This is a genomic window from Myxococcus sp. RHSTA-1-4 (genome assembly GCF_020037125.1).
Classification (GTDB): Bacteria; Myxococcota; Myxococcia; order Myxococcales; family Myxococcaceae; genus Myxococcus.
Genome location: NZ_JAIQDG010000010.1, coordinates 215,277 through 240,265, shown reverse-complemented (window position 1 = coordinate 240,265; position 24,989 = coordinate 215,277). Strand labels below are relative to the sequence as shown.

Sequence of the window (24,989 nt, the reverse complement as noted above, 5' to 3'; positions counted from 1 at the left end):
TCATCCAGAGTCGGCGGCCAAGGGCCACCCGCCGACATTGCCGCCCTCCAGGGCTACCAGGTGATGTGCAGATCGAAACTCAAGAGCGAGTGGCGCTCGACGGTGATGGCCGCCTCGGCGCGCGCCAGCTTCAGCCCCTCCAGCAGGACGCCCGCCAGGAAGTCCGGCCTCACCAGGGCCTCGTTGCGGAACTCCATCCGGAAGGCCCGCTCGCCCACCTGCACCGGCAGTACGCGCAGCGGAGAGCTGTCCAGCCGCAGGTGGTCCGGAAAGCGCTTGAGGTAGCGCACCGGGCCCAGCATGGGCATGCCCACCACCACCACCCGGCCCAGCAGCGTCTGGGTGAAGCCCTGCACGAAGACGCGCCCCAGGTGCCGCTGTGCCGCCTCCTCGGGCAGGTCCGGGTACAGGTGCTGACGCGCCAGGTCCACGCACCGGTTGAGCACCCGCATGGGGTACTCCAGCTTCAGCGCCCGCACATCCACGCCCTCGGCGAGCAGTGCCTCCGCGAACGCGCCGTCCGCCCTGAGCCCCTGGACGAAGAGGCTCTCGAAAATCATCGCGCGGGTCATCGGCTCGCGGGAAGACATGGCGCGTGAAGCCTCACACCGTCCGCGAAGAAACGGAAGTACCACGGAGCAGGCAGGCAGGCGGGCTCCGCACGTGCCCGCCGGCCCTCAGCCCCGGCCGAAGACGATGCGCTCCTGGGCGAGCAGGCGGGTGGTGAAACGCAGCGCCAGCACCGACATCGCGGCGCTGGAGGCGGCGGCGATGAGGAAGGGCAGCGGCCCCAGCGGCTCCCCGCGCATCACCTCGCCCGCCAGCAGCTCCTGCCCCAGCACCGGCACCGCGAACATCCACGCCTTCGTCTGCACGGGAGACAGGGCCAGCACCATGCCGGGCAGCATGGGCACCACCATCAGCAGCGACAGGTACGTCTGCGCCTCCTTGAAGGAGCGCGCATAGGTGGACACCCACAACTGCACCGCGGAGGCGGCCAGGCACAGGGGCAGCACCGCCACGGCCATGCCCAGGGCGGCGGGCGCGTCGAAGCGGGCCTTCACGCCCAGGTCCTCCAGCGGCACGCGCCGCACCACCAGCAGGTAGCCCACCAACGTCAGCAGCACCGCGCCGGCCGCCATGGCGACGGTGGCCAGCCACTTGCCCGTCACCACCGCGCCGCGGGGCGCGGGGTTGAGCAGCAGCGGCTCCAGCGAGCCGCGCTCGCGCTCACCCGCCATGGTGTCGCTGGCGAGCTGCATGCCGCCCGCGAAGGCGGCCAGCACCAGGAAGAGGGGCACCATGTTCAGCACACCCGCGGCGGTGCGCTCCGGTGTGGACAGGTCCAGTTCCTCCACGCGCACGGGGATGGCCAGCTCCGGAGCGATGCCGCGCGCGTAGAGGCGCTGGTCGCCCAGGAGCTGCGCGTACGCCTCCAGCAACCGCTGCGCGCGCAGCACCGAGTGGCGCGCGGACTGACGCGAGCTGTCCACCACGAGCTGCACCCGCGCGGTGTGCCCGGAGGAGAACTGCCTGCCATAGTCCTCCGGCACCACCAGCACCGCGTCCAGCGTGCCCGCGCGGATGCGCGACTCGTAGTCCTCCGGCGCCTCCACCAGCTTCGCGCCGTAGCGCTCCAGGAAGGCCATCAGGCTGGGGGCGTGCTCGCGGCCCACCACCGGCAGCTCCAGCGGCCGGTCCTGCCGGTACCAGGAGGCCAGCAGGTTGAACATCACCATGAAGACGACGGGGCCCAGCAGCGGGAACATCAGCGCGGTGAGCACCGAGCGCCTGTCCCGCAGGTGGTCCCTCAGCTCCTTGCGGAAGACGGTACCGGCCAGCCGCCTCATTGCATCAGCCCCATGTCGCTACCGATGGTGGCCACGAAGGCCTCCTCCAGGCTGTCCTTGCCGGTACGCTCGCGCAGCGCGTCCGGCGTGCCGTCCGCCACCACCCGGCCGTGCGCCACCACGACGATGCGGTCACACAGCGCGGCCACCTCCTGCATGACGTGGCTGGAGAACACCACGCAGCATCCCTCCGCCTTCAACCGCCGCAGCAGCGTGCGCACCGCGCGCGTGCTCATCACGTCCAGCCCGTTGGTGGGCTCGTCCAGCAGCACGTTGCGGGGCCCGTGCACCAGCGCCCGCGCCAGCGCCACCTTCACCCGCTCGCCCTGGCTGAAGCCCTCCGTGCGCCGGTCCGCGATGTCCTTCATGTCCAGCAACTCGATGAGCTCGTCCACGCGCCTGTCCAGCGCCGCGCCGGACAGGCCGTGCAGCTCACCGAAGTAGCGCGCGTGCTCGCGGGCGGTGAGGCGCGGGTAGAGGCCGCGCGCATCCGGCAGCACGCCCAGCGCCCGGCGCGCGTCCTCCGGCCGCTGGACGACGTCCACGCCGTCCACGAGCGCGGTGCCCCGGTCCGGCCGTACCAGCGTGTAGAGCATGCGCATCGTCGTCGTCTTGCCGGCGCCGTTGGGGCCCAGCAGGCCCGTAATCACGCCATCCTCCGCGGTGAAGGACACGTCCTCCACCGCGGTGACGGAGCCGAAGCGCTTGTGCAGGTTCCTGGCTTCAATCATCTCAAGGCACCGGGCCGGCGAAGGACGTGAAGAAGGGAGGACGGGAGAGCGGGCCGCACGAGGGCGACAGGCCCTCCACGCTCCCGCGCTCCAGCAACTCGCCCATCAGCGTGCGCGCGCAGTCCGCGCCCACCGTGTTGTGGCCCACCCCGGGCACCACCACGTGCAGGCTCCGGGAGAGCGTGCGCTTTGCCTCCTCGGCCCACGCGGGCGGCGTCACCGGGTCCAGCTCCCCCGACAGCAGCAACGTGGGCACGTCCGACACCACCGGCTCGCGGTAGCCCGGTGGCAGCGTCGCGCGCGGCCAGCCCTCGCAGACGGAGAGCGTCTCGAGCCCCATGTCCGGGCCGAACCAGGTGCCCTTCGCCTCGCGCTCCACCGCCGCCCTGTCGAAGGAGGGCGCGTCCTCCGCGCAGACGACGGCGTAGTAGAGGCCATGACTCACCGTGCTTCGCTGGCCCTCCAGCAGGCCCACGCTGAGCGCCACGAAGGGGGCCCACTCGCCGCGCTCCGCCCGGTCCAGCATCAGCGGCACCAGCGAGGCCACCTCGGGGCTGTAGAGGAGGCTGAACAGCTCGGACAGGAAGGCCCGGCGCGACAGGACGAGGTCCTCCGGCACGCCCGTGCGCGGGTGCGGCACTCGGACGCGCGCCGGCTCCGCCTCCAGCCTCGCCAGCAGCGCCTCCGTGCGGGGCCGCAAGTCCGGGTACGCCTTCGCGCACGCCGCGTCCTTCCCGCAGTGGGCCAGCAGCTTCTCCAGCGCCTGCTGCCCGTCGTGGGGCGCGTTCAGCGGCAGGTACAGGCTCATGGGCGCCACGCCGTCCAGAATCGCGGTGCGCACCCGCTCCGGGTGCTGGCGCATGTACACCAGCGCCGCGCGCGTGCCGTAGGACACGCCCCAGAGGTTCACCTTCTCGTAGCCCAGCGCCGCGCGCACCTCGTCCAGGTCGTCCATGGCGATGGGCGTGGTGTAGTGGCGCACGTCCGCGGCCCAGCCCTCGCGGCACCGGCGCACCCGCTCCGCCGCGCCCGTGTCGTCGAAGCGCGCCGCCAGCCCCGCCTCCAGCGGGTGCGGCTCACACTCCAGCGGGTTCGAGTCCCCGGTGCCACGCTGGTCCACCAGGACGATGTCGCGCTTGCGGCGGATGCGCTCCAGCGCGAGCAGCACCTGCACGCGCGACGCCGCCTGCCCCGGGCCTCCCGCCAACAGCACCAGCGGGTCCGGCTCCGGCTGCGCGGCCAGCGCCGGCACCACCACCACGCGCAGGGGAATCTTCCTCCCGGACTTCGCGGCCCGGTCCTCGAACACCTCGTACGTCCCACACTGCGCCTGGCTGGCCAGCCCCTCCAGGCGGCAGGGGGCGAGGGCCAGCTTCCGCCCGCCCGAGGCGGAGGACCCACCCCGGGTACAGGCCGCCAGCACCAGCAGGGCAAGCCCCAGGGCCAGCCGGACCCAGCGTTCCACGCGGGGCGGAGCAAGGGAGGGGATGTGTGTCCGGGCCCCGGGCAAGGGTGCCTCCGTCATGGTGCGGGGAGGTCCGCCACATACCATCCGCCCGCCGCTGGGGTACACCCGTGCCGCGCCATTGAATCCCGAGCCAGAATGGCGCGTCCGGTGATACGCCCATGCCCAAGATGAAACGCGCCCTCCTCGTCCTGGCCGTCCTCTCCCTCACCACGCTGAGCGGCTGCGCCGCCCTCCAGAACCTCCTGAAGGGGGCCTTCAAGAAGCCCACCGTCACCTTCAAGACGGCGCGGCTGGCGGACGCGTCCCTGTCCGACGCCACCGTCAACCTCGTCTACGAGGTGAGCAACCCCAACGGCTTCGGCCTGGACCTCGCCTCCGTCGACTACGCCTTCTTCGTCGAGGGGAAGCAGGTCGTCGCGGGCAAGCCGAAGAAGGGCCTGAACCTCAAGGCCAACGGCAAGAGCGAGCTCGTCTTCCCCGCCAACGTGAAGTTCGCGGACATCGTCCCCGTGGTGGAGACGTTCCTCAACAAGGACCGCGCCGCCTTCAAGGCCCAGGGCACCGTGGGCATCAAGACGCCCATCGGCGTCATCGACTTCCCCCTGTCCAAGGAAGGCACCTTCGAGGTGCCCAAGATTCCGCAGGTCGCCTTCCAGGCCCCCCGCATCAAGAACATCACCCTCAGCGGCGCCACCGTGGAGTTCCCGCTCGAAATCAAGAACCGCAACAGCTTCCCGCTGCCGGTGGCCGGAATCACGGGCGCACTCAAGGTGGCCGGGGCGGATGTGGGCACCCTGTCCACAGGCAGCCTGGGCATGCTGGACGGCAGCGGCTCCAAGCAGGTGACGCTGCCGTTGACCATCAACTTCGCGCGCGCCGCCTCGGCGGCCATGGCCCTGCGCTCGGGGGGCAACGCCCAGGTCCGCCTGGACGGAAAGCTCACCTCGGACGACCAGTCCGTGCCGCTGAACCTCAGTCAGCTCGTGAATTTCGTGAAGTGACGCCTGCTTGCAATCCAGGCGGGGAGAAGTGAACCCCGGAGTTGTCCCGGGGCTCCCTTGACGTTACCGTGGTGCGTCACTTCAGGAGTCCCGGGCCGCCGACATGCGCCGCATTCTCTTCAAGTCAAAGATCCACCGCGCGACCGTCACCCAGGCCGACCTGGACTATGAGGGCTCGGTCACCATCGACCGGGACCTGCTGCGGGCCGCGGACATCCTCCCCTACGAGAAGGTGGCCGTGTGGAACGTCACCCGGGGCACGCGTCTGGAGACGTACGCCCTGGAGGGCCCTCCCGGCAGCGGCGTCATCTGCATCAACGGCGCCGCCGCGCACCTCAACCAGCCCGGTGACCTGGTCATCCTGGCCACCTTCGCCGAGGTGGAGGAGTCGGAGCTGGCCGGGTGGAAGCCCACCGTGGTGTTCGTGGACGGGAAGAACCGCATCGTCCCCGGGCTGACGGAAGAGATTCCGGGCCCCCAGCGCCGCTCGGCCTGAGGGCCTTCCCACCGCTTTGCCCCACCCGGCGCCTTTTGCCATGCTCCGCCCATCCTTATAGGAGGGGCGGCAGGCCCCGGAGGCGTCGATACGATGAGGCGGATGTGGGCGGCGGCCGGCGCGCTGGCGCTGGTGCTCTCGGGATGTTCGGCCGTTGGCTCGTTGCGTCCCAACCCCAACGATGAAGACCCCCTCTACGGGGCCATCCCCGTCGTGAAGGCGCCGCCGGAGGACCGCTGCGTGGCCCATGGCCGGTCCGGCGTGCGCGAGGCCTGCGACGAGGCGAAGTACCTGGCCACCGAGTACACGCGCCGGCTGTCGGTGGGTGACGAGGTGTGCCTGGAGGGGGGCTACGGCGAGGAGCCGGGCGCCGCGTGCCTGGCGCGCGGGGCCGTCATCGACACGTCTCCCAACCAGGTGAAGCTGGAGGTGCGCGGGGCGAAGCCGGACTCGCGCTGGTTCAACGTGGAGATGCGGCACGCCTGGTACGAAGAGGGCGCGCTGGTGGACCTCTACCTGTCCGAGCGGGGTTATTAGAGGGCAGGCAGCACGAGGAGGGTAACGGATGGGCCTCTACGACAGCGTGGCCGAGCGCCTGGCCTTCATGAGGAAGCTGACCCCGGGCGAGCTGAAGAAGCTCGGCTCGGCGCGGCTGTCGGACGTGGTGCTGGGAGAGGTGGGCCGCGCCCGGGTGCGGGTGGCGGAGCTGGAGAAGCGCTACCCGAACTCCCCGCCGAAGGAGCTGGCCCAGCGCCTCATCGACGACAAGAAGAACTTCGCCAGCATGGTGGGCGGCGTGAGCGGCGTCTTCGGCCTCGTGGCGCTGCCGGCGGACCTGCTCTTCATGACGTACCTGCAGCTCGTGCTGCTCACGGATGTGGCCACGCTCTACAAGGTGAACCTCAAGACGGAGCGCGCCCGCGGGGAGATGCTGGACCTCTTCGGCTACGCCAACGGACTGGGCCCGCTGCACCGGGCGGGGCCCAAGGTGCTGGGGAAGCTGGCGGCCATGGCGCTGGAGAAGGGCGGCCTGCAGACGCTGGGGCGCGCCATGCCGCTGGTGGCCGCGCCCATCACCGCCTACTTCAACAACCAGCACATCCAGATGGTGGGCGAGCAGGCCGTGCGCTTCTACGAGGGCTTCGACAAGGCGCACGCCAAGGCGAAGGCCCAGCGGCAGAAGGCCAGCGGCGGCTGACGGCGCCAGCAGGGCCCGTCACGGCCCGGGCACCTGCGCATAACCCAGCAGCCGGTCCAGGTGGGTGAGCACGTAGCTGAAGCCCTGCACGCGCGGGCCGTGGTTGCCCTCCACCGTGTAGAGCATCCCGTACGCCACGTGGTGCACCAGCCCGACGTGGTCCTCCGAGGCGTCCGAGTCCGCCCGCGACCAGACGACGAGGTCCCCGGGCTCGGGCGTGTAGCGCTCCCCGGACAGGTGGGCCCAGCCGCGCTGGCCCAGCTCTCCGAAGAGCCTCCGCGCGCTGACGGTATAGGGAAAGGGCGGGCCGTCCGGGTCCTGCCAGAAGCACCAGCTCACAAAGCCGGCGCACCAATGGCTGCCCTCGGGCGCCTGGCCATTCAGATACTTGCGCACCCAGGGGCCCCTGCCGTACCCGCCCTCCTCGCCCGCGCCCGCCTTCAGCTCGCCGAGGGCCATGGCCAGCGCATGCCGCCCGCGCGCGCTGCCGCCCAGCTCGGGGAGCGGCATCTGGGTGAAGTCGATGGCCGGCGGATGGAAGAGGAAGGGCCTGGGGTGCGCCAGGCTCCACCACGTGTCCGGCCCCACGCGGCCATCCACCTCCAACGGCTGGCCATGGGAGTCCAGGTGCTGCGCCTGGAAGCGGAGCAGGGCCGTGTGCGTCGCCTCCCCGAAGTCGCCGTCCGCGACCACGGGGTAGCCCCGCTGCGTGAGCAGCTCTTGCAGCCGCTGGACCTCGGGCCCCGTGTCCCCCAGGCCCAACGTGCGCGCCATGGTGTGCCGCCCCCTTCCCCCAACGTTAGGGCTGTCCCACCCGGGAGCACGCCGGGCGTCAGGGCGGAGACATGCCGGACCGCCAACGCCTCGCCCCCCCGCTGGGCCCTTCCCCGCCCCGGCCCTGACTCCCGGTGAACACCGCCGTCACGGCGAGCCCCCTGGCCGCGACTCCGGGCATCCCGGGAAGGGGACGGGGCCCGGGAATGGGGTGCACGCGTCAGGAGAATTCAGACGGGTCCGATATGCCTCGCGGCCCCGGACGTTGTGGTTTCCAGGCGGGGCGTTTGCCCCATCGATGACGGGACGCCGGCGCTCCTCGGCCGGAGTGGACACGGTGCCCGGGTGACGGAGACGAGAAGATGTCCGAACTCTCGATGGAAGTGCGGGTGCAGGTCGCGAGGTTGCGGAATCTCATCATCGACATGGCGCGCTGCGGCTCGCTCAACAGCCCCCTGAGCTCGCTGCCTCACCCCGAGCTGGACCCGATGGAGGTCCAGGCCCTCTGGTGGCTGAAGGCGGAGAGCCTCCTCCCCGTGAATGTGCTCGCCGACCGCCTGGGGGGCATCGCCATGCCCCGCCTGAGCCGGCTGCTGGACCGGCTGGAGGACGCGCAGCTCGTGCGGCGCGAGCGCTCCGTGCGCCATGACCGCCGGCGCGTGCGGGTGCGCCTCACCGAGCAGGGCCGCGCCCTGGCGGAGCAGGCGGACTCCGTGGTGCAGGAGCGCATGGCGAAGCTGCTGCTGCCGCTCGGGGGGGAGCAGCGCAGCGAGCTGATGGACATGCTGGAGAAGTGGGTGGAGGCGATAGGCTGCCGGAACCGCGCCGAGGAGCTGGCCACCGCCGAGGAGCCCGACACGGACGCCGCGGAGACGGCCGTAGCGGAGGCGCGGCCCCACGCCCCGCGTCCCATGCTCGCGCGCGCCGAGCCTTCCGCCATCACCGCCAACGCGGCCTGACCTCTCCAGCCGCGCGCATCCTTATATAAGGATGCGCGCGGCTACAGCCGCACCTCCACCACGCCCGACTCCCGGCAGGCCGCGGCGGCGTCTCCTGCCCACGGGGGACGTCCCTCCGCCTCCACTTCCAGGTGGAGCGAATCGGCTCGCACGCGGCCCAGCCGCCAGCGCCCCTCCGCGTCCGTGCGGCCACGCGCGGGCGGCAGCGAGCCCAGGGTGCTGGCACTGATGACACGCGCTCCGTACACCGGCGCTCCCGCCGACGTGACGCGCACCTCGCACTGCGCGCCGCCGTCATCGACTCGGACGGTGACGAAGCGCTCCGCGCCATCTCCGTGATGCTCCACGGACGTGCTGGCGTAGACCTCGTACGGTGAGGCCGCTGCGAGCACACGGTACGTCCCGGGCTGGAGGAGCGACACGGCCACCCCGCCCTCCTCCTCGATGAAGGCGTCCGCGGAGTGCGTGAGCCAGCGCCCCTCGGCCTCCAGTCGTTGCAGGAGGAACACCGGATAGGGCCTCCGTGAACGCGCCTCGAGCTGTGCGCGGGTGAAGCCGTCCATGCGCAGCACCAGCCATCGGAACAGCGGCACCCGCCACGTCGCTTCCGCGCCGGCCGCGGGCGTGACCTCGAATTCCCAATGGGCCGGCGCCACGGGGCGTCCCGAAGCCGGAGGCTCCACCTGGACCGAGAAGCGCGACGGGCGCCACGAAGGCAGCCCCGGCGCGGTGAAGCGCCCATCCGGCTCCAGCGCCAGCGCCTCACCGTCCGGCCCCAGCAGCCGCGCACCGGGTGGGGGCTTCGCCGTGCCCTCCAGCAGCACGCGCCCGCGCAGCGTCACCGTGCCGCCCACGCCGCCCGGGAAGAGCGCGTCCACGTCCAGCACCACCGTCTCCACGCGCCCCTCGCGCAGTGGCACCTCCACCGGCGTGCCCTCCTGTCCCGAGGCGCTCCGCAACCACAACCGCACCCCCGGGTCCGGAAGCAGCGGCAGCAGCAGCGTGTCTTCCCCCGAGGAGAGCGGCAGCGGCGTGCCGTCCCTCGCCGGCGTCGCCGCAGCCGGGCCCTCGTGCCGGACGGCGGGCCATCCCGACGAGAGCGGCAGCGGCGTGCCATCCCGCAACGCCGCCGCCACGGCCGGGGCCACATGCTGGACGACGGGCCACAGCTCACTCGCGCGCTCGACGGCCCGAGCGTCCGCGTCCACCACGCGCTCCATCCGGAGGGAGAACGGCCCGTGCTCCGGCCGCGCGCCCACCAACCGCACCCGGACGCCCGTGGGCCGCCGCGCGCGAAGCACGCCCGCGTCGATGCCCCCTGACGCCGGCACCTCTCCCGGCACCACGTCTCCCCACCAGAACGTCCCGTCCGGCTCCCACGCCAGCACCCGATAGCGCGGCGCCGCGGGCACCAACTCCGGCCCCAGCGTCCCGCCCGAGGCCATCGGCGTCACCGCCGCCGTCCGCCACTCCGCCACGTTCGCCAGGTCCTCCAGCCGCGAGGGCCCGGCACCTCCACCGCCCTCGCGCCGCGCCGCCTCCCATGCGAGCCGGTCGTCCTCGGAGACGAACGCCGCGCCCACGCGCGCCTCCCCCTGGAACGGACGCTCCCCTTCCAGCACCGCGTGCAGCCTCGGCCCATGCGCGCCCTCGCGCGCCGGAACTTCGGGAGCCGGAGGCTCCGGCACCACGGCCTCCGGCACGGCGATGGCGGCGGAACGCGCGAGCGCCGGGTCCACCTCGGGCGCACGAGGCCAGAGCCACCACGCCACGGCGAGCCCGGCCACCGCCAGCGCGGCGGCCAGCCTCCACTCCACTGCGCGGCCCGAGCGGCTCAATCCGTGTCGCTGCTGGAGTACAGGGTCAGGTAGACGGGCGCGTGGTCCGAAATCCGCGCCGCGAAGTCAGCCGTATTCGCGATGTAGTCCCGGCCGGCGGCGGAGAACTCCGTGACGTACGTGCTCTGCGTCCAGAAGTGGTCGTACGCGCTCACGTAGCTGCCGCTGCTGTTGAGGGTGGTCGCCACGTCCAGCCGGCACGACACCGCTGGAGACAGCGCCTTCAGCTCGTCCCACGAGGCCCCGGTGCAGGCCATGTTGTGGTCACCCACCAGGATGACGTCCTGGTCGCTCCCGCTGCCGTCCTGCACCGACTTGAACACGGTGTCGATGTTGCGCACCTCCACGTCGCGCTCGGCCGCGGTGCCCCAGATGGCGTGCCAGTTGATGAAGGTGTAGTCCGCGCCCGTGGGGGTGTGCCGCACCTTCACGATTTGAGGCTCGCGCTCGAAGTTGTCGCCCGAGTCGCTGTACACCGTGGAAGACAGCAGCGACACCGTGTCCGTCCGGTACAGCACCGCGTACATCTCCTTGTACGAGGAGCGGCCGATGAGCGGCGTCTGCGCGTAGCTCCACGACACCCCGGACACCTGCGTGAGCGCCTGGGCAATCGCCGGCATCACGTTGGTGTTCATCACCTCCTGCAGGAACACCAGGTCACACCCGTTGTTGGAGGTGCTGTTCGAGCCGTACTGGTTCCAGAGCTGCTTCGCGTCATCCAGGTACGTCTGCTCGTCCGTCCACCCCTCGTGACGCAGGTTCCAGCTCACCACGCGCAGGTACGAGCCCGCCTGCGCCAGCGTGGGGACAGCGAGAGCGACCAGCACCACCGCGCGCAGCAGCAAGGACGTCAGTCTCATTCGGGAACCTCGAAGTGGGGGACGTGGCGCGCTTCCTAGTGGATTCGACGCGTTACAGGCAATCGACGTTCTCGAAACGCAAGAAACCACCGTGGACGCGGCGCGCGACAACCACGCGCCGTAAATGCAACTTGATTACTTTTAGATCTGAGTTGCATATTCAGCCTCACCCGACACACGTCCACCACGGCGCACGCACCGGCTTCCGGCGCGCGGCAGAGGGAGAGGGACTTCGTGAGCAGAGTCATCTGGAGCGTGGGAGGCACCGGCCTCGTGCTGGCCGGCCTCGCGGTGGCCTGGCTTCACCGCCCGCTGGAGCCCTTGGCACGGGAGAAGCTCACACCCGTGGCGCTGGAAGTGACTCCGGCGTCCCAGGAGTGGCGCGCCTCGGACGAGAGTACGCCCCTCCCAGCCGAGGCCACCGCCGGCCCCATCCCCACCCCGCCAGAGCCCGGCACCATCGCGGCGGCGCCTCCCGAGGCCGCTCCGCCCTCCGACGCCCTCCCGGCTCGCGCGCGCCGCAAGCCCTCGGAGACGCGCCTGCGCGTGGTGAAGGCCCTGCGCGGTGAGCACGCCACGCCCGAGGCGCGCCGGGGCGCGGTGCTCGCGGAGCTGGCGGCCACGGGGGGCAGCAGCGAGCCCTGGACGGAGGACGCGCGGGCCGCGCTGGACACCTGGCGCACCCGCGTAGAGGAAGAGGTGCTGCCCGTGCGGGCCGAGCCCGCGCGCTGCTTCGCCGCCGGCTGCGTCGCGCGCGTCACCTTCCCGGACGCCGCTTCCTTCGAGGCGTCCTTCCAGCGCACCGCCGCGCTGCGGCTCGGCACCGCCGGCGCGCACCTGCAGCTTCCGCCCGAGCGCCTGCCCTCGGGCGAGGTCGTCACCTCGTGGGTCGTCCTGCGCCCGGACGCGCCCTGAGGCCCGGCCTCCACACCTGTCGTACCGGCAGTCCCCCAGCAGTCCCACCGAGGAGCAAACACCCCATGAAGACCTGGCACCTGTTCAAGAAGACCCTGCTCGCCTCCGGCGCGGCGGCCCTGTTCGCCGGCTGCGGCGCCCCCGCCTCGGAGACCTCCGAGCCCACCTCCGAGGCCTCCCTCTCCACCCAGGAGCAGGGACTGCTCGCCGCCTGCGACCCGGTGGAGCTGGCCGAGGTGGCCGAGCACGCCTGCGTCCACTCGGACTTCGGTCCCTTCGAGTCCATCACGGCCGCCGCCCTGGGCGCGCCCGTGCTCGTGGACGTCAGCCTTCCCCACACCGCCTACAACATCACCCTGCCGGAGACGAACTACTGCGGCTGGGGCGGCCGCGTCGCCTTCATCCCCGAGGAGTCCGGCGAGCTTGCCTTCCTCGTGTCGCGCCAGCGCGGCCTGCGCATCTACGACGCCGCCACCGGCGCCGAGATTGCCCGCGAGTGCCGCTACGACGTGCCCTCCACCGTGTGCGGCAGCCTGAAGACCGGCATCCTCGCGGACGTCGAGGCCGGCGTGGAGTACCACCTCCAGTTCCTCGCCCTGCTCGAGCAGAACGCCCAGTTCACGCTCGTCATCGAGGAAGCCGCCCACGACCACACCGAGGGGTAGCCGTCACCTCCTGAAACCCCGGCGCACCGCGCCAGGGACAGGGCCCGCGGGCGGAACAGCCTCCCGCGGGCTTTTCATTTCCACAAAGGACACCAAGACACTAATGCATCAAAGTTGCATTTAGGCCCACGCCCCGGATAGGAAGAGCCGCCATGCGCCCTTCCCTCCACGTCCTTGCCCTGGCCGCGTGTGCCATGGCGCTCGCCGCCTGTGGCGGTGACGACCCCGCCCCCATCGAACCTCCCCAGCCGGAGGACCCCGCGCAGTCGTCGGACCCCTGCGCGCCCAACGGCCACGTCCACCGCGAGCCCACGGGTGACTGGTGCCACTGCAACAAGGGCTACCGGGCCACGGCGGAAGGCCTCGCGTGCGAGACGGACCCCGGCTACGTCCCCAGCGAGGGCTTCAGCTTCGGCGACAACGGCGAGCACGCCTGCTGGCATGTCACCAACGGGCCCTTCGTCACCGTCACCGCCTCCACCAGCCGCCTGCCCCGCGTGGACGACTTCCACACGTACTACACGGTGAAGCTCCGGCAGGAGGGCGGCCAGTACGTGGGCACCTTCAGCTACAAGGCCTTCGCCACCGGCAACTTCGTCATCTACCTCGGCACTCCGGACGTCCCCGTCACCCTGGTGGAGACCGCCGTGCAGACGACGCTGACACCGGCCGGCACCCGCGCCACCGACAACCACTGCGACGGACTCAAGCACATGGTGGGCTACGAGCTGACGGACCGCGTCCAGTACACGCTCACCCTCGGCCCCACGCCGCTGCCCGAGCTGGGCATGGTCATCGAGCACCTGCCCTGACCGCGCGCACAGGGAGACAACCCGAGCGGTTATTGCAACTCAGTTGCGCTTAAGCAATCAATGCGGGGCCGCGAAGCCATGGCGGCATCGAAAGGAATCCCCCACATGAAGCTGACGAAGCGGAATCTCTGGAGCGCGCTGCTGGGCCTGTCGCTGGCGGCCTGCGGTCCCATGGACGAGGCCGAGCTGGAGTCCTACGCGCAGGTGGAGCAGGAGCTGCCCGCCAACTGCACGTCGGTGGACGACACCTCCATGACGGACCACGCGTGCGTCCACTACAACAACAGCGCGGACAACCTGAACGTGACGGCCAGCGCCACGCGCAGCACCAGCGCGCCGGGCGTGAGCACGAAGCACAAGCACTACACCCTCACCCTGCCGTCCGGCGCCGAGGGCTCGGTGACGTTCGTTCCCTCCGCCACCACCGCGGGTGACACCACGGAGTCCATCACCTTCTACCTGGACCCCGCGGCGACCTTCACGCTGCTGACCTCCGGCGGCACCACCGTGACGCCCGGCATCGACGAGGCCATCACCTCGAGTTGCGGGCTGTCGAAGGCGGTGACGTACGACCTGACCGTGGGCAGCACGTACATCCTGGCCATGGGCCCCGCCACCGGGAACCAGGTCCGCCTGGTGACGGAGTACCTGGATGAGAACCGCGTCCGCTGGTACCGCGACGCGGACGGCGACACCTACGGCACCAGCACCAACTCCATCCTCACCGCCTGCGAGCCGCCGTCCGGCTACGTCAACCGGCGCTTCGACTGCAACGACAACGACCCGGCCATCTTCAACTGCTAGCCGGTCGCAGCATCCCCCGGGCCTGACGGCCCGTTCCGCCGGGGCGCCCTGCCATGCGAGGGCGCTCCGGCGCCGCTGCTCCTGTCCCCTGCTGACGCTCGCCGCCAGCGCTCCTCCTGGAGGAAGTACCGCCGATGCGCCTCGCCCACGCCACCGCCCTGCTCGCCACCTGCGCCGCCCTCGTGCTGACCGGCTGCGACAATGACGACCCCTCAGACACCCCGGACGCGGGCAGCCTGCCGGACGCGGGGACGCAACCCGACGCGGGCGACACGGCGGCGCCCACCGTGACGGGCACCACCCCGGCCGCGGACGCGGCCCACGTGGCCGCCGACACCACCATCACCGTGCGCTTCAGCGAGCCCATGAAGTCCGGCCGGGGCACCGTGCGCGTGGCCGTGGACGGAGCGCAGCGGACGCTCGGCGACAGCCACTGGATGGAGGAGCAGCGCGTCTTCATGGCGCACCCCGCCGAGGCCCTCCCCCCGGGGGCGCGAGCCGAAGTCACCGTGGAGACGGACTTCGAGGACCTGTCCGGCAACCGGCTCGCGTCGCCGCTCACCTTCCACTTCACCGTGCACGGGACGGCGCCGGCGAAGCCCCATGTCACCGAGTCCAGCCCGGCCGAGGGAGCCACCAGTGTCATGCCCGTGGAGCTGTACAAGGCGGACGCGACGAGCCTCGCGCAGCGCAAGGTGGTCACCCTCACCTTCAACGAGCCCATGGACATAGCGCTCACCCAGGTGACGCTGCGGGACGTGACGACGCCGGCCAACGCGCCGCGCACGCTGGCGGGCACCTGGTCCTCGGACGGCCTCACGCTGACGGTGGCCATTCCCCGCCCGGAGTCGGACCTGCCGCCGCTGGAGCAGGAGAACCAGTACACGCTGGACGTCACCGGGCTTCGGAGCGCCACGGGCCAGTCCGTGGACACGGCACATGCCGGGCTCGGCGACGGGAAGCTGGACTTCACCACCGGCCGCCGGGACGCCAACGTGGAGCACGCGTGCCTCCATGCGCTGCTCAACGCGCCCCAGGCCGTCACCGCGGGCAGCTCCCCGACGAGCTTCTATCCCGCGACGGACTCGGCCCACGCCTTCTATGGCGTGACACTGCCGGCGGACGGCACCTCCTTCCGGGGCTACACGGAGGTGGTCACCGACCCCGACCGGGACCAGACCATCGCCCTCTACCTGAACCAGTCCATCCCGGTGGAGGTGCGCGACACGACGGACGGTGACGCGCTCGTGGCCTCCACGCTGGAGCCCGCCGCCCCGGTCTGCGTCCCCGCGATTACGCACCTGCTGAAGTTCACCGGTGCCTCGGGAGACCGCTTCCTGCGGCTCGGCTTCGGGCCGGCCTCGCACGAGACGCTCACCTTCGTCTTCGAGCGGTACTGAGGCCCCCCGGCCTCTGTCGCTCAGGAAACCGTCGCCCCTCCCTCGCGCTGTACCCGGGGGAGGGCGGCTCGTAGCGTCGGGCCGCGTATGCGATTCCCGTCCTCCGCGCGACCGCTCCTGGCGGCGTGCGCGCTCCTGCTGCTCCCCGGCTGCTTCCACCTCTTCGCGGGCGGAGGCGGTGGCTCGACGGACTTCAAGCCGCCCCGACGCGTGAGTCCCGCGGACGTGGCGCTGCCCGAGGGCTACCGCATCGAGGTCGTCGCCACCGGCCTCACCTACCCCACCGGCGTCACCTTCGACGACGACGGCACGCCCTACGTCACCGAGTCCGGCTACAGCTACGGCGAGGACTTCACCGAGGCCCGCCTCGTGCGCGTGGAGAAGGACGGCCGCCTCACGGAGGTGGCCCGGGGCGAGCACCCGCCCTGGACGGGCGTCACGTACCACCAGGGCGCCTTCTACGTGGCCGAGGGCGGCGTGCAGGGCGGTGGCCGCATCGTCCGCATCACTCCGGACGGCCACGCGACGCCGCTCGTCTCCAACCTGCCCAGCCTGGGAGACCACCACACCAACGGGCCCGCGGTGGGGCCGGACGGCGCGCTCTACTTCGGCGTGGGCACGGCGACGAACTCGGGCGTGGTGGGCCCGGACAACGCGAGCATGGGCTGGCTGAAGCGCAACCCGGCCTTCCATGACGTGCCCTGCCGCAACGTCACCCTGGCGGGCGTCAACTACCCCAGTGACAACCCGCTCGCCCCCAACACGGGGCAGGTCCAGACGGGCGCCTTCGTCCCCTTCGGGACGGAGACGAAGCCGGGCCAGGTCATCAAGGGCACCCTGCCGTGCAGCGGCGCCGTGTTCCGGCTCGTCCCGGGCTCCACCGCGCCGGAACTGGTGGCGTGGGGCTTCCGCAATCCGTTCGGCCTGGCCTTCGCGCCCAATGGGCGGCTGTACGTCACGGAGAACGGGCACGACGTGCGCGGCAGCCGGCCCCTCTTCGGCGTCGCGGACCACCTCTGGGAGGTGGAGCAGGGCGCGTGGTACGGCTTCCCGGACTTCGCGGGCGGCAAGCCGGTGGACCAGGAGTGGTTCAAGGTGCCCGGCGGCGAGGTGCCCAGGCGCGTCCTCCAGGAGCCCCCGGGCACGCCGCCGCAGCCGGTGGCCTTCTTCGGCGTGCACTCGTCCTCCAACCGGCTGGACTTCTCGCGCAACCCGGAGTTCGGCCACGTGGGCGAGGCCTTCGTCGCCCAGTTCGGAGACCAGGCTCCGGACACAGGAGAGACGATGGCGCCCGTGGGCTTCAAGGTCGTTCGGGTGGACGTGTCCAACGGCGTCATCGAGGACTTCGCCGCCAACAAGGGCAGGGGCAGCGGCGGCCCGGCCTCCAAGCTGGGCAAGGCGGGCCTGGAGCGGCCCATCGACGCGCGCTTCGACCCGAGCGGCAAGGCGCTCTACATCGTGGACTACGGGGTGATGCTGGTGAAGGCGAAGGGGGTCATCATGCCCTTCGAGAAGACGGGCGTGCTGTGGCGCATCACCCGCGCCGCGCCGGAGGCGAAGCCATGAGGAGCGCCGTGCTCGCCGTGCTGGTGCTGGCCGCCGTGGCGGCCTGTGGCCCGTCGCGCCGGGGGCCGGCGTTCGGCACGCCCCGGGAGTTCACCGCGCAGGAGCAGGAGGGCCGCGTCCTCTTCATGCGCAACTGCAACATGTGCCACCCGGGCGGCTCGGGCGGGCTGGGGCCGAGCATCAACAACAAGCCCCTGCCCTCGGTGGCCATGCGCACGCAGATTCGTCAGGGTGTCGGCGCCATGCCCGCCTTCACCGACGAGATGCTCAGCGACGCACAGGTGGACGCCGTCATCGCGTACCTGAACGAGATGCAGGAGGAGAAGGACTGAGGGTCTTTAGATCCCCACGCCATCAGCCTGACTCGGATTCCGGGCCATCGAGTCGGACGACGAAGGGGCTCATGAATGCGCGATGGCTTGCTCGGACGAGCGTCAAGGAGACCCGGCCGTGGAGCCCTATACGAACGCGCCGGGGTCCTCCCCCTCCCTGGAGGGAGCCTGGCCCGCGGTCACCTACCTCTCCTATGGGTCCGGCTGCACGGGCGGTCCGACCCTCTACGAGCCGCGGGTGAAGTACCGCATCGACGCGGAACAACTGAAGCCGGTGGAACACGAACGAACCATCGTGGACAACTACAAGAACTGAGACCCGTGAGCGGTACGGAGCCCCACCTTGGATGGGGCTCGCGCATCGCCCGGATGCCAATGTCCGGCCTACCTGCGCCTCACCGCGCGAGTGCGTAGCGGATCGCGTACCCGCGAAGAGCCGAGGCTCCCCCTTCCTCGTACCAGCGGGCGACGGCTGCATTCGCCACCAACTCCTGGAGCTGCCCCCCCGCCCTATCCGGCGGCAATCCGCAGGCGAGGAGGGCTCCTAGAAGCCGGTCGCGCGTCGCAGCCACTCCCGTGTCGGACCCATGGAGGCGCTGGTAGCCGAGGAATTGTCGCCACGCGTCCATGCGCTGGAACATCGTCAGATCCCGGCGCCAGAACCAAGGAACCAAGGTCTCAGGTGCGGCTGTATCGATCTGGCCCAGCAGCCTTCTCACCCGGTCGTACGCCGTCCGGGGTGAGTCCCCGGCCATCATGAACATGCCGGTCAGTGCCAGTTCGGCTCGCTCTGCGGCTTCTGCATCTCCACGGGCGCGAGCATCCTGAAGCTGGTGCAGCCGGATGAGCATGATGCCCACGACCGTATCCGTTCGCTCCTGAGTCTGATCCCGGACCCACTCCACGTCCGGCTCCACATCAAAATTGGTAATTCTGTTCAACATTAATTCGTCCCTCCTGGGGGACGCTGGGTCGCCGGCCCATGCCGCTCCCCATGGACGGCTAGCGCGTGAATCACCGTGACCACGCTCCCCAGCCATCCCCCAAGAGATTGCTTCTCTGCCCGAACGAGACGCGGTCGCTTGCGACTTGTTGTTGGGTCAGGGACGACCCTTGGATGTCGGCCAGGGGCGTCGCGCCTCGCACCCTCCTACCAGAACGAGCTGACACCGCCTCCGCCGAAGCTGCCTCCGCCGCCACCCCACGAGGAGCGCCACGAACCGCCCGGTGTAGCCCAGGAAGATGGCCGCCCCGACGCGGGGCTGAGCAACGAAACGAGCAGCGGCGGGTCGAGGAAGAGCGCGCCCGTCGTGATGGGCAGGAGCGTGGAGCCGAGCTTCTCACCCAGGTGGTCCCAGGTCGCCACCAGGAGCACCACGGCCATGAACGCTGCCACCACCAGCCCCACGAAGGTATTCCGTCCCACGGTAGAGGGCTCGGGAGCTGGCGCACTCACGAGTCACGGTCCGGAAGCTCGGGTGTCGTATCTCGGGCACCGTGACCTCCGCCGGCCCCGGGCTCCCGGGAGTCGTAGGCGGGCTCCCACGTCCCGGCGAAGGCGGTGTGGCGCCGCACGTTGACGGAGAGGGCGCGGTGCACCTGCGTCTCCGGCGTCACGTCCACCGTGGCACCGCCGGGCAGCACCGTCAGCCGGTCGAAGTGCGCGCCCTCGAACCAGCGGTGCGGCTGCACCTCCACGACGAACAGTCCCTCGTCGTCCAGCTCCACCTCGATGGGCACGAAGTCCACGCGCTGCAACTCCAGCGGTGGAGGGAAGTCCATCGTCACGCGGAAGGGGACGCGCTGCTCCTGGCGGAAAGCCGTGCCCTCCAGCACCACCGAGTGCCCATTCAGCGGCGCCGCCTCCGCGCCCAGCGCCTTCGAGGGCGGCTGGAGCAGCATCGAGAAGGAACGCGCCATCCCCGCGATTCCCGGCGAGCGCCCGAGCACGCGCGCCTCGCCGCCTCCCGCCATCAGGTCGAACACCACCTCGCGGTCCCACTCGCCCAGCACCCGGCCGCCGGAGAAGAAGTCCCCCTCGTGCGCATGAGCCGCGGGCAGCAGCCACTCGCCCAGCCGCCGCGACAGGCGGGACGCGCCGGCTCGGGCCTGCGACGGCGACCCGCCCCCGGAGAAAGACGCTCCCTCGTGCACACGCGCGGCGGCCCGCGCCTGCAACGGCGACGCGTTCTCGAAGAGGTAGATGGGGCCCAGCACCATCAGGCCCGAGGACAGCCGCACACGCCAGCCGGTATCGGTGGTGAACTCGCCGGGCACCGTCTCGCCGGGCGCGAGCGCGGTGCGCAGCCCCATGCGGAAGGTGATGGCGCGGCCACCGGTGCCGGACAGGCCGCACGCGGCCACACCTCCCGCGAGCGCCGAGCCCAGCATCAGCGTGAAGGCACGGCGGGTGGTGCTCAGCGGGGACGTCATGGCGAGTCCTCCTCCTGGAGGTCCAGGTACACGGTGAAGGTGCCCGTGAAGGTGCGCGGCGCGCCCGCGGAGAAGTGCCGCGTGGCCATCAGTGACGCGGGCGCGTCCGGGCCGCGGAAGTTGGAGACGTAGTTGAACTCCGACTCACGCCAGCGCGTGTCCAGGAGGTTCTCCACCGACAGGCCCACCTCCAGCGCCTCCCAGCGCGCGCGCGTGGCCACGTCGAAGAGGAAGATGGCCTCGCTGTACCGGTCCAGCGGCAGGGGCTTGGGGCCGATGGCGCTGTGCCCCAGCGCCACGTTCCACCCCAGCCGCTCCCCCGCCACCGTGGTGGTACCGCGCAGCGACGCGTCCAACCGCCCCAGCAACTGGGGGATGTACGGCATCACCGTGCCGTCCCACAGCTTCCACGAGGAGGCACCCGGCGCGGGCAGCGTGGCGCGAGCCCAGGCGACGGACGCCTGCACGTCCAGGCGCTGCTCCCACGTCCCACGCGCGCTGACGAAGGCGCCCAGCCGCTGCGAGGCGCCGATGGGCTGGTTGCGGCCGAGCCGCTCGTCGAACACGAAGTCCTGCGACACGCGCGTGGCGAAGAAGGCGCCGCGCGCCTCCAGCGTGTACGGCCGGCCCCCGCCCTCCAGCCGCCAGCCCAGCCCCGTCTCGCCGGAGGCCACGCGCGCGTACGGCGCCAGCTCCGCGTCGGACAGCGCGGCCGCGTCGCTGGAGCGCGCGCCCAGGCCCGCGCTGGTGAGCCAGGTGAGCCGGGGCGACAGCCGCACCTCGGCGGTGGCACGAGGGCTGGCGAAGAAGCCGTACGCCTCCAGGGACTCCTCGGGAATGCGAGGACCGTCGCGGTCCGTGGCGGGCCGGTTCTCGTCGTCCACGCCGAAGAGGAAGGTGTCCAGCCGCACGCCGCCGCGCAGGGTGAGCCATGGGCGCGGGGCCGCGCGCAGCGACGCGTACGCCCCCAGCTGGGTGGTGCGCACCTGGTTGTCGAACAGGGTGGTGTAGGGCGCGCCGCCGCTGTCCCGCAGGCGTCGCGAGCGCGTGCGCACGTCGTCGAAGCGGGCCACGTACCCCAGCTCCAGCGGCTGTGGCTGCTTGAACAGCGTGAGTCCCGGCGTGTAGCGCCCGCGCAGCCCCACGGTGGAGCCCCGGTAGTAGCCCTCCGTGTTGTCGCCTCGCTGCGCCTCGTCCCCGGGTGGCGAGTCCTGCAGGAACCCCGTGAAGTTGTCGCGGATGCGCATCTGCCGGAGGATGACGTACCCCTGCTGCACGAGCCGCCCGCCCCGCTTCAGGCGCGACGTCAGCTCCGCGGAGAGGATGTGGCGCTGGCCCGCACCGCCCTGGTTGGCGTCGTAGAGGCAGAAGAACTGTGAGTCCGCGTCGGTGTCGCACGGCAGCCGCGCGTCCACCACGTCCGTCTCCCGCACCACGCCCGCGGAGGAGAAGCGCGCCCCGTAGCTGGTGCCGAACAGGCGCAGCCGCGTCTCGTCCCCCAGCCGCAGCTCCACCTGCGCCATGGCGCCCGCGTTGGCATACGCGCGGTTGGGACCGAAGCCGTGGCCCTGGCGCAGCAGGAGCCCGACGAAGGTGGCGTCGCTGGACTCGGGCGGGCCCCACACCAGCGCCAGCCGGCGCGAGGCGAAGCTGCCGTAGCTGGCGGAGGCCATGAGGCCACGGCGCGGCAGGCCGAGCTGGTACTCCACCGTGCCCGCCACCCCGAAGTCTCCCTGCGACGGGTCATACGGCCCCTCGGTGACGCGCAGCGCTTCGACCAGCTCCGGGATGATGAAGTAGGTGTCCGCGTAGCCGTGGCCGTGCGCGTGGGAGACCTCGTTGAGGGGCACGCCGTTGAGGCGCAGCTCCACGTCCTTGCCCTCGCCCGCATCGAAGCCCCGGATGAAGATGCTCTCCGCGTGGCCCTCTCCGCCGTGGTTGGCCAGCATGACACCGGGCGCCAGCAGCATCAGGTCCGACGCCGAGTTGCGCGGCACGTCCGCGAGCTGCCCCACGGGAATGTGGAAGTCCCCCACCGCCACCGGCGGCGGCGCGCTCGCGGTGCCACGCACCGTGGTGGAGAAGGCCGGCGCGTCCGAGGCCGCCACAGGGATTCCCGCGTCCGGCGCAGCAGCCTCCACCCCGGTCGAGGCAACGCCCCCATCTCCCGGAGGCACGTCCGCCCCCACGGCCTCCGTCCCACCTTCCACCGTCTCCACATGGTGCCCGTGCACCGGGGGCACGAAGGTGACGGGCACATCCGCCCGCACCTCGATGGGGACCTCTCCGCGCCTCGCCGGCTGGAACCGCCAGCGCACCGCGGCGGCCATGGCGGCACGGTCGAAGTGCACACCCGCCGTCTGCCGCACCTCCACGTGGGACACCGCTCCCTCCGTGTCGATGGTGACGCGCAGCAGGACGGTGGCGGGAATCTCCGGAGGAGGGACGTCCGCGGGCAACACCGGGGGCGGCGCCTCCAGCGGGACGGGCGGCGTCACGGGCACTTCGGCCGTGGCGCTCAGCACGCAGAGCACCAGAGTCGGAATCCACACGGGTGATGACCTCGCTCCAGACGGCGGCGGGCCTCCAGAGCCCCGGACCGGACGAACTCAGATACACCACCCCTGGATTGACTCGCAACAAAGTTGCATTTACTTAGCTATTGCATGAAGACCCGGCAGCGGCAGTCCCGGATGGGGTGGTGCGTGGCGCTGGTGGCCTGGATGCTCGTGGGCACCGCCTGCGACAACGTGGCCACCGGCGACGTGAAGGTGACGATGAGCGGAGGTGACGGCACCCAGCGTGGCCTGCCGGACACCCTCTTCCAGGACGGATGGTCCGTCCAGTTCACCCGGTACCTGGTGTCGCTGGGGGACTTCACCCTCACCTCCGCGTCCGGCGAGGTCCACACGAGCCACCGGCACGTGCTGGTGGACGTGCAGAAGGGCGACATCCCCCTGACGGAGCTGAAGGGGCTGCCGGCGGGCCGCTGGGACGTGGGCTTCCGGGTGAGCCCGCCCGAGGAGCGTACCGAGTTGGCGGACGGGCAGGTGTCCGCGGACGACGTGGCGATGATGCGCGAGCGAGGCTTCAGCTACTTCGTGGAGGGACGCGCGGTGAAGGCCGGCGTGGGCGTGCTCACCTTCCGCATGGGCTTCCCCGTGGATGCGCTCATGAAGAGCTGCATCAACGGCGTGGACGGCACCCAGGGCATCATCGTGCCGGAGGCCTCCGTGGCGGAGGCGGAGGTCACCATCCACGCCGAGCACATGTTCTATGACCGGCTGGGCACCCACAAAGGCGTGTTGCTCCGCTTCGACGCCATCGCCGCCACCGCCGGCGCGGACGGTGTCATCACCCCCGAGGGCCTCGCCGCGCAGCAGCTCACCGACCTGCGGGGCCGCGACGGGCAGGAGCTGAAGGACGCCCAGGGCCAGCCCGTCGTCTACCTTCCCGGCGCGTATGACGTGCGGACGCTCCAGGAGTTCATCACCCAGAGCATCGTCGACCAGGCCCACCTCAACGGCGGAGGCGTGTGCACCGTCGTGAAGTGAGAGGACGCCCGCGGACCGCCCGGACTCAGGCCGTCAGCGGCACCCGCGCCGCCTCTTCACTGGCGCTCGGCCGCGGCACGCCCGGGCCGCGCGGCAGGCAGATGCGGAACGCGGTGCCCTCGCCGGCGATGGAGCGCACGCTGAGCGAACCCTGGTGCGCCTGGACGATGCTGTGGGCGATGTAGAGGCCCAGTCCCAGGCTCTCCCGCGCGGCCGCCTCGGTGCCGCCCGCGCGCCGGAACGGCGCGAACAGGTGCGGCAGCAGCTCCGGAGGAATGGGCTCCCCCTCGTTGTGGACCTCGAGGAAGACGGCCTCCCCCTCCTCCCAGGTGGAGAGGCGGACCGGAGAGCCCTCCGGGCTGTACTTCAGGGCGTTGTCCAGCAGGTTGGACAGCGCCTGCGCCATCCGCTCCAAATCCCAGGTGCCGTGCAGGCGGTCGCACCCGAATTCACACCGGATGACGCGCCCCGGCCGCGCCACGTGCAGCTCGTCCACCACCCTGTGGCACAAGTCGTTCAGGTCCCCCGCGTGGGGAATGACGGGGATGCCTCCGCCCAGCCGGGCGCGGGTGAAGTCCAGCAGCAGGTCGACAATCCGCTGGATGCGCTCGCCGCCCCGGGCCACGCGCTCGAAGGCCTGGCGCTGCTCCGGCTCCAGCAAGCCCTTGGAGAGCTGGCCCTTCGCCGAGGTGAGGATGACGGACAGGGGCGTGCGGATGTCATGGCCCACGATGCCCACCAGTTGCTGCTCCAGCTCCGCCGCGCGCTGCAGCTCCTCCTCCGCCCGCCGGCGCGCCGCCAGCTCCAGCGCCTGCCGCTTCACCAGCTCGCCGCGCACGTACAGGTCCACGAACACCTGCACCTTCGCCCGCAGGATGTCCGGGTCCACCGGCTTGAGCAGGTAGTCCACCGCGCCCTGCGCGTAGCCCCGGGTGACGTAGGCGGCCTCGCGGCTGAGGGCGGTGACGAAGAGGATGGGCAGGTGCTTCGTCCGCTCACGGGCCCGGATGAGGCGGGCCGTCTCCAGGCCGTCCAGCCCCGGCATCTGCACGTCCATCAGGATGCAGGCGAAGTCCCCGCGCAGCAGCTCCCTCAGCGCCTCTTCACCCGAGCGGGCCGACACCACCTCCTGCCCCAGCGGCTCCAGGATGCCCTGGAGCGCCAGCAGGTTGGCCGGGACGTCGTCCACCAGGAGGATGCGCGCGCGGGGCGGCTCCAGGCCGGACGGGACTTCAGGAGACGTAGCGGGAAACCGGGGGAAGGTCGAAGGCATGCAGGGACAGGCGGAGAGCCGGGGCCCTACCGGCCCGGCTGGTGCGTGACGCCTTCTTTC

General features: G+C 71.4%; 26 protein-coding genes. 14 read left to right on the top strand and 12 right to left on the bottom strand.

All coding sequences use genetic code 11. The features are described 5' to 3' along the window. Positions 1-53: 53 nt before the first annotated feature. From K8638_RS16480 to K8638_RS16465, 4 genes are all read right to left on the bottom strand, one after another. Entirely contained in the window at positions 54-590 is a 537-nt protein-coding gene (locus K8638_RS16480; RefSeq protein WP_223755488.1) for a DUF2378 family protein, read from the bottom strand. An 87-nt stretch (positions 591-677) separates the two neighbouring features. Beyond that, a complete protein-coding gene (locus tag K8638_RS16475) occupies positions 678-1,850 on the bottom strand; it encodes an ABC transporter permease (protein ID WP_223755487.1) in 1,173 nt (390 codons plus the stop codon). Then, complete coding sequence (locus K8638_RS16470; RefSeq protein WP_223755486.1) at positions 1,847-2,581, bottom strand: ATP-binding cassette domain-containing protein; 735 nt, start codon at positions 2,579-2,581, stop codon at positions 1,847-1,849. Before K8638_RS16470 ends, K8638_RS16475 begins: the two co-directional genes overlap by 4 nt. 1 nt (position 2,582) lies before the next feature. Then, entirely contained in the window at positions 2,583-4,106 is a 1,524-nt protein-coding gene (locus K8638_RS16465) for an alpha/beta hydrolase (RefSeq protein WP_223755485.1), read from the bottom strand. A 101-nt stretch (positions 4,107-4,207) separates the two neighbouring features. Between K8638_RS16465 and K8638_RS16460 the strand changes: the two genes are divergently transcribed. From K8638_RS16460 to K8638_RS16445, 4 genes are all read left to right on the top strand, one after another. Beyond that, a complete protein-coding gene (locus tag K8638_RS16460) occupies positions 4,208-5,050 on the top strand; it encodes an LEA type 2 family protein (RefSeq protein ID WP_223755484.1) in 843 nt (280 codons plus the stop codon). A gap of 103 nt (positions 5,051-5,153) precedes the next feature. Next, the gene (gene panD / locus K8638_RS16455) at positions 5,154-5,546 is read left to right on the top strand and encodes an aspartate 1-decarboxylase (protein WP_223755483.1); all 393 of its coding nucleotides are present in this window, start codon (positions 5,154-5,156) and stop codon (positions 5,544-5,546) included. A gap of 93 nt (positions 5,547-5,639) precedes the next feature. Further along, positions 5,640-6,083, top strand: coding sequence for a hypothetical protein (locus K8638_RS16450; protein ID WP_223755482.1), 444 nt, complete (start codon positions 5,640-5,642; stop codon positions 6,081-6,083). A 28-nt stretch (positions 6,084-6,111) separates the two neighbouring features. Beyond that, complete coding sequence (locus K8638_RS16445; protein WP_223755481.1) at positions 6,112-6,744, top strand: EcsC family protein; 633 nt, start codon at positions 6,112-6,114, stop codon at positions 6,742-6,744. A gap of 18 nt (positions 6,745-6,762) precedes the next feature. On the opposite strand, the gene K8638_RS16440 is transcribed toward K8638_RS16445, so the two are convergent. Beyond that, on the bottom strand, positions 6,763-7,518 hold the full coding sequence (locus K8638_RS16440; protein ID WP_223755480.1) for a peptidoglycan-binding protein: 756 nt from the start codon (positions 7,516-7,518) through the stop codon (positions 6,763-6,765). Between the two features lie 362 nt (positions 7,519-7,880). Here K8638_RS16440 and K8638_RS16435 point away from each other — a divergent pair, with 362 nt between their 5' ends. Continuing rightward, positions 7,881-8,477, top strand: a complete 597-nt coding sequence (locus K8638_RS16435) for a MarR family winged helix-turn-helix transcriptional regulator (protein WP_223755479.1) — start codon at positions 7,881-7,883, stop codon at positions 8,475-8,477. Between the two features lie 41 nt (positions 8,478-8,518). Here K8638_RS16435 and K8638_RS16430 read toward each other — a convergent pair whose 3' ends face one another. Both K8638_RS16430 and K8638_RS16425 read right to left on the bottom strand, forming a co-directional pair. Further along, the gene (locus tag K8638_RS16430; RefSeq protein ID WP_223755478.1) at positions 8,519-10,315 is read right to left on the bottom strand and encodes a carboxypeptidase-like regulatory domain-containing protein; all 1,797 of its coding nucleotides are present in this window, start codon (positions 10,313-10,315) and stop codon (positions 8,519-8,521) included. Beyond that, on the bottom strand, positions 10,312-11,175 hold the full coding sequence (locus K8638_RS16425; RefSeq protein WP_223755477.1) for a deoxyribonuclease I: 864 nt from the start codon (positions 11,173-11,175) through the stop codon (positions 10,312-10,314). Before K8638_RS16425 ends, K8638_RS16430 begins: the two co-directional genes overlap by 4 nt. A 234-nt stretch (positions 11,176-11,409) precedes the next feature. On the opposite strand from K8638_RS16425, the gene K8638_RS16420 reads away from it, so the two are divergent. The 8 genes from K8638_RS16420 (at position 11,410) to K8638_RS16385 (ending at position 17,985) form a co-directional block, all read left to right on the top strand. Further along, positions 11,410-12,090, top strand: a complete 681-nt coding sequence (locus K8638_RS16420; protein WP_223755476.1) for a hypothetical protein — start codon at positions 11,410-11,412, stop codon at positions 12,088-12,090. A gap of 65 nt (positions 12,091-12,155) precedes the next feature. After that, entirely contained in the window at positions 12,156-12,755 is a 600-nt protein-coding gene (locus K8638_RS16415; RefSeq protein WP_223755475.1) for a hypothetical protein, read from the top strand. Between the two features lie 152 nt (positions 12,756-12,907). After that, positions 12,908-13,567 carry a hypothetical protein gene (locus K8638_RS16410; protein ID WP_223755474.1) on the top strand — a complete coding sequence of 220 codons (660 nt, stop codon included), beginning with the start codon at positions 12,908-12,910 and terminating at the stop codon, positions 13,565-13,567. Positions 13,568-13,672: 105 nt separating this feature from the next. After that, the gene (locus K8638_RS16405; protein WP_223755473.1) at positions 13,673-14,371 is read left to right on the top strand and encodes a hypothetical protein; all 699 of its coding nucleotides are present in this window, start codon (positions 13,673-13,675) and stop codon (positions 14,369-14,371) included. Positions 14,372-14,505: 134 nt separating this feature from the next. Further along, entirely contained in the window at positions 14,506-15,771 is a 1,266-nt protein-coding gene (locus K8638_RS16400) for an Ig-like domain-containing protein (RefSeq protein ID WP_223755472.1), read from the top strand. Positions 15,772-15,858: 87 nt separating this feature from the next. Continuing rightward, a complete protein-coding gene (locus tag K8638_RS16395; protein ID WP_223755471.1) occupies positions 15,859-17,337 on the top strand; it encodes a sorbosone dehydrogenase family protein in 1,479 nt (492 codons plus the stop codon). Then, on the top strand, positions 17,334-17,669 hold the full coding sequence (locus K8638_RS16390; protein WP_223755470.1) for a cytochrome c: 336 nt from the start codon (positions 17,334-17,336) through the stop codon (positions 17,667-17,669). Before K8638_RS16395 ends, K8638_RS16390 begins: the two co-directional genes overlap by 4 nt. Before the next feature lie 118 nt (positions 17,670-17,787). After that, a complete protein-coding gene (locus tag K8638_RS16385) occupies positions 17,788-17,985 on the top strand; it encodes a hypothetical protein (protein WP_223755469.1) in 198 nt (65 codons plus the stop codon). Positions 17,986-18,064: 79 nt separating this feature from the next. On the opposite strand, the gene K8638_RS16380 is transcribed toward K8638_RS16385, so the two are convergent. From K8638_RS16380 to K8638_RS16365, 4 genes are all read right to left on the bottom strand, one after another. Next, positions 18,065-18,613 carry a hypothetical protein gene (locus tag K8638_RS16380; protein ID WP_223755468.1) on the bottom strand — a complete coding sequence of 183 codons (549 nt, stop codon included), beginning with the start codon at positions 18,611-18,613 and terminating at the stop codon, positions 18,065-18,067. Positions 18,614-18,819: 206 nt separating this feature from the next. Further along, on the bottom strand, positions 18,820-19,095 hold the full coding sequence (locus tag K8638_RS16375; RefSeq protein WP_223755467.1) for a hypothetical protein: 276 nt from the start codon (positions 19,093-19,095) through the stop codon (positions 18,820-18,822). Between the two features lie 26 nt (positions 19,096-19,121). Beyond that, positions 19,122-20,102 (bottom strand): hypothetical protein, encoded by a 981-nt coding sequence (locus tag K8638_RS16370; RefSeq protein WP_223755466.1) that lies wholly within the window; start codon positions 20,100-20,102, stop codon positions 19,122-19,124. Next, positions 20,099-22,654 (bottom strand): TonB family protein, encoded by a 2,556-nt coding sequence (locus K8638_RS16365; RefSeq protein WP_223755465.1) that lies wholly within the window; start codon positions 22,652-22,654, stop codon positions 20,099-20,101. Before K8638_RS16365 ends, K8638_RS16370 begins: the two co-directional genes overlap by 4 nt. Positions 22,655-22,768: 114 nt before the next feature. Between K8638_RS16365 and K8638_RS16360 the strand changes: the two genes are divergently transcribed. Then, positions 22,769-23,656, top strand: coding sequence for a hypothetical protein (locus tag K8638_RS16360; RefSeq protein ID WP_223755464.1), 888 nt, complete (start codon positions 22,769-22,771; stop codon positions 23,654-23,656). A gap of 25 nt (positions 23,657-23,681) precedes the next feature. Here K8638_RS16360 and K8638_RS44885 read toward each other — a convergent pair whose 3' ends face one another. Next, positions 23,682-24,929, bottom strand: a complete 1,248-nt coding sequence (locus tag K8638_RS44885; protein WP_305071168.1) for a response regulator — start codon at positions 24,927-24,929, stop codon at positions 23,682-23,684. Between the last annotated feature and the right edge of the window lie 60 nt (positions 24,930-24,989).

Coding starts and splice junctions, on each gene's coding strand:
- K8638_RS16460 (WP_223755484.1), top strand. CDS start 4,208: ATGCCCAAGATGAAACGCGCCCTCCTCGTCCTGGCCGTCCTCTCCCTC.
- K8638_RS16415 (WP_223755475.1), top strand. CDS start 12,156: ATGAAGACCTGGCACCTGTTCAAGAAGACCCTGCTCGCCTCCGGCGCG.
- panD (WP_223755483.1), top strand. CDS start 5,154: ATGCGCCGCATTCTCTTCAAGTCAAAGATCCACCGCGCGACCGTCACC.
- K8638_RS16435 (WP_223755479.1), top strand. CDS start 7,881: ATGTCCGAACTCTCGATGGAAGTGCGGGTGCAGGTCGCGAGGTTGCGG.
- K8638_RS16480 (WP_223755488.1), bottom strand. CDS start 590: ATGTCTTCCCGCGAGCCGATGACCCGCGCGATGATTTTCGAGAGCCTC.
- K8638_RS16405 (WP_223755473.1), top strand. CDS start 13,673: ATGAAGCTGACGAAGCGGAATCTCTGGAGCGCGCTGCTGGGCCTGTCG.
- K8638_RS16440 (WP_223755480.1), bottom strand. CDS start 7,518: ATGGCGCGCACGTTGGGCCTGGGGGACACGGGGCCCGAGGTCCAGCGG.
- K8638_RS16395 (WP_223755471.1), top strand. CDS start 15,859: ATGCGATTCCCGTCCTCCGCGCGACCGCTCCTGGCGGCGTGCGCGCTC.
- K8638_RS16360 (WP_223755464.1), top strand. CDS start 22,769: ATGAAGACCCGGCAGCGGCAGTCCCGGATGGGGTGGTGCGTGGCGCTG.
- K8638_RS44885 (WP_305071168.1), bottom strand. CDS start 24,929: ATGCCTTCGACCTTCCCCCGGTTTCCCGCTACGTCTCCTGAAGTCCCG.
- K8638_RS16465 (WP_223755485.1), bottom strand. CDS start 4,106: ATGACGGAGGCACCCTTGCCCGGGGCCCGGACACACATCCCCTCCCTT.
- K8638_RS16370 (WP_223755466.1), bottom strand. CDS start 20,102: ATGACGTCCCCGCTGAGCACCACCCGCCGTGCCTTCACGCTGATGCTG.
- K8638_RS16475 (WP_223755487.1), bottom strand. CDS start 1,850: ATGAGGCGGCTGGCCGGTACCGTCTTCCGCAAGGAGCTGAGGGACCAC.
- K8638_RS16390 (WP_223755470.1), top strand. CDS start 17,334: ATGAGGAGCGCCGTGCTCGCCGTGCTGGTGCTGGCCGCCGTGGCGGCC.
- K8638_RS16425 (WP_223755477.1), bottom strand. CDS start 11,175: ATGAGACTGACGTCCTTGCTGCTGCGCGCGGTGGTGCTGGTCGCTCTC.
- K8638_RS16380 (WP_223755468.1), bottom strand. CDS start 18,613: ATGTTGAACAGAATTACCAATTTTGATGTGGAGCCGGACGTGGAGTGG.
- K8638_RS16400 (WP_223755472.1), top strand. CDS start 14,506: ATGCGCCTCGCCCACGCCACCGCCCTGCTCGCCACCTGCGCCGCCCTC.
- K8638_RS16470 (WP_223755486.1), bottom strand. CDS start 2,581: ATGATTGAAGCCAGGAACCTGCACAAGCGCTTCGGCTCCGTCACCGCG.
- K8638_RS16410 (WP_223755474.1), top strand. CDS start 12,908: ATGCGCCCTTCCCTCCACGTCCTTGCCCTGGCCGCGTGTGCCATGGCG.
- K8638_RS16450 (WP_223755482.1), top strand. CDS start 5,640: ATGAGGCGGATGTGGGCGGCGGCCGGCGCGCTGGCGCTGGTGCTCTCG.
- K8638_RS16445 (WP_223755481.1), top strand. CDS start 6,112: ATGGGCCTCTACGACAGCGTGGCCGAGCGCCTGGCCTTCATGAGGAAG.